Origin of the sequence: Parahoeflea olei (assembly GCF_001703635.1) — a bacterium.
Lineage (GTDB): Bacteria > Pseudomonadota > Alphaproteobacteria > Rhizobiales > Rhizobiaceae > Hoeflea > Hoeflea olei.
The window spans coordinates 1-3,168 of record NZ_LQZT01000025.1; the positions used below are offsets into that span (position 1 = coordinate 1).

Consider the following 3,168-nt stretch of genomic DNA (forward strand, 5'->3'; position numbering starts at 1 on the left):
GCCGCCCGCCTGACCGTCCGCTTCTGAGCCGCAGCACAGCGCTCCAGAGCGCACAGGACACGAAACAGCCAAACGCCGCGCTTCCACCGAAGCGCGGCGTTTGGCTGTTGTCATGCCTCTTGAGCGCGCCGATCAGTGGCCGCATTTCAGGGCAAACCCGGTATCCGGAGAAAAAACGGCGCGACATGCGCAGACCTGCGGGAGCTCCCGTGCGTCAGCGAATCACCCGCAGCGCATGCCGGCCCTTATCCCAAAGCTCGAAAAACCGCAGCAGAAACACCGCCTGAGTTCGAAATAAGGCTGACATATCAACAACTTTCTATGAGTCTGGTGCAAAGTCGAAAATCATGAATACAGGAACAAGTCTTGGCTACCCACCGCATTTCAAGAACAGACATACCGCAATACATCCACAATCGACTCAACCTGAAGATGCGATATTTTTCTACCAAAAAACTCACGCCACGGCGGAGTCTTCACGGCGGCGCTTCGAATTTTTTACGGCAAAAGGGAAGAAACCCATCGCTTGAAAAACAGGAATATACTTGAACAAAATTCTTTCTTTGCACGCTTTACATGATTTTCCTGACCCGGGACCCCCACCGCCAAACCATTGAAAAAGAAACAAATTTAGGCCACAATTGGGCAGGCGCGGAGGCTCAGGCACAATAAGCTGCGCGCCGAATGCGCCGAACCAACCGATCCGCACCTTTACGCTCCGGACTCAGGCGTCCGCCTTTCACCCATCCTTCGTTGCCCCTCAGGAACTGCCATGCCCAACACGCTGTGCTCGCCCACCACGTTGCCCGCCTTTCGTCGTCAAAACGCCGGCCTCAATATCTGCCGGCACGGCCTCCTGGCGACTGTTGCCTTGGCAGCCGTCATGGCTGCTTCGCCGGCTCTCGCAGCGGGCGGCTACGGCGGCTCGGGCGGGACTGAATTTAATTTCGACCCCATGAATCCGACTCCGACACTTCCGGCATCGGGCGGAACCGGCGGCGCCCCGGGCCACGCCGGCTCTGACGGACAGAGCGGCATATCGAACAACGGCAGTGGTGGCGGCGGCGGCGGCGGCGCCGGAGGGTTCGCCGGAGGCAGCGGCGGCAACTCCTCCGGTAGCGGTGGAGACGGTGGCGACGGTGGCGCCGGTGGTGCGAACGGCCTGGAGCTGATGACCAACCAACCGACGACCATCTCGGCAGACCAGACCGGTGGCGATGGCGGCGCGGGAACGGCGGGCGGCGACGGCGGGTTCAGCGGCAGCGGCGGCGGTGGCGGTGGCGGCGGTGAAGGCGGTTACGGCGTCATCGTCAACAACGCCATCACGGTCACCAACAACGCAACGCTGACGGGCGGAACAGGCGGCGACGGCGGAGCCGGCGGGCCATCGAATGCACCTATGGGAGGCCAGGGGTCCAGGGGCAACGGGGGCCAGGGCGGCGTCGGGTTTTTCACCACCGTTTCCGACGTGACCCTGATCAACAACGGCACGATCAACGGGGGCAACGGCGGCACCGTGGGTGTGGGAGGTGCCGGCGCCGGCGTGAGAGGTGCAAACCTGACCGTCGTCAACAATGGAACGATCGCCGGCGGCATGACCGGGACCGGCGGCTACCGTGGCGAATCGCTCTATTTCGAGGGCGGCACCAATACTCTCACGCTCGGTGAAACCTCTGTCCTCACTGGCGACATCCGCATGAATGGGCTCGTGACGCTTGAGCAGTCGACGGACGTCACGATCAGCAATGCCATTGTCGGAAGCGGCAACCTCGCGGTCGACGCCGGCAGTGCAACTGTCACCCTCTCCGGCAACAACAGCTATTTCGGGACCACCACCATCGATTCCGGCACGCTGTCGATTTCCGAAAACAGCAATCTTGGCTACGGCGCCGTCGTCTTCAATGGCGGCACGCTGGATATCACCGGCAACAGCACGTTCTCCCGCGCCATCAACCTGACATCAGGAATCTCGGGCACGATCAACACCGGTGCGGTTGCGGCGACCTGGAGCGGCGTCGTGTCCGGCGACGGCAATCTGGTCAAGACCGGCGGCGGCACCCTGGTGCTGTCAAAATCCAACACCTATACCGGTACGACAACGATTGCGGGTGGCACGCTGTCCATCGCTAGCGACAGCAATCTCGGCTCCGGCACCCTGATATTTGCTGGCGGCATCCTCGAACTCACCAGCGCAGCCACAATCGACAACGCCATGGAGCTGGCCTCCGGCACCCCCAGCGTGATCAAGACCGGCACGTTTACGGTCACCGCCAGCGGTTCCATTACCGGCACCGGCGAGCTGACGACAACCGGCGGCGGCATGCTGGTGCTCACCGGCACCAACAGCTACACGGGCCTGACCAATATCGATTCCGGCACGCTGTCGATCGAAAGCAGCAGCAATATCGGCTCTGGCGCCATTTTCATGTTCGACGGCGCGCTCAAAGTCACCGGCAACACCGCCCTCTCCAATGAGATCGGCCTCGCCGGAGCATACGGGTCTATCGACATTGCCGAGGGCGCCGTGGTGACGGCCAACGGCACGATCTCGGGGCACACGGGGCTCTCCAAGGACGGCCGGGGCACGCTGGTGCTCACGGGCACCAACACCTATGACGGCGACACGCTGGTCAATGACGGCGTGCTTTCCGTTTCCGATGACGCCAATCTCGGCAGCGGTGCCGTAAAATTGCAGTCGGGCGCCACCTTGCGCGTCACCGGCACAGACCTGGTCTCGACCAGCCGCAACATTTCGTTCGGCTTCGATGGCGGCACCATCGACATCGCCGACGCGGCCAACAGCCTCACCGCCTCGGGCGTGATGTCGGGCAGCGGCGCCTTTACCAAGACCGGCGCGGGCACGCTGGTGCTCACGGGCACCAACACCTATGACGGCGACACGCTGGTCAATAACGGCGTGCTTTCCGTCTCCGCTGACGCCAATCTCGGCAGCGGTGCCGTGAAATTGCAGTCGGGCGCCACCTTGCGCGTCACCGGCACAGACCTGGCCTCGACCAGCCGCAACATTTCGTTCGGCTTCGAAGGCGGCACCATCGAGATTACCGACGCGGCCAACAGCCTCACCGCCTCGGGCGTGGTGTCGGGCAGCGGCGCCTTCACCAAGACCGGCGCGGGCACGCTGGTGCTGTCGGGCAACAGCGGCGGCTT

1 protein-coding gene is annotated in these 3,168 nt (G+C 62.9%); it reads left to right on the forward strand.

All coding sequences use genetic code 11. The annotated features are described in order from the left end of the window. Window positions 1–1,171 precede the first annotated feature (1,171 nt). Window positions 1,172–3,168, forward strand: a 1,997-nt coding sequence (locus AWJ14_RS14815; protein ID WP_171904888.1) for an autotransporter-associated beta strand repeat-containing protein, incomplete at its 3' end; no start/stop codon positions are given.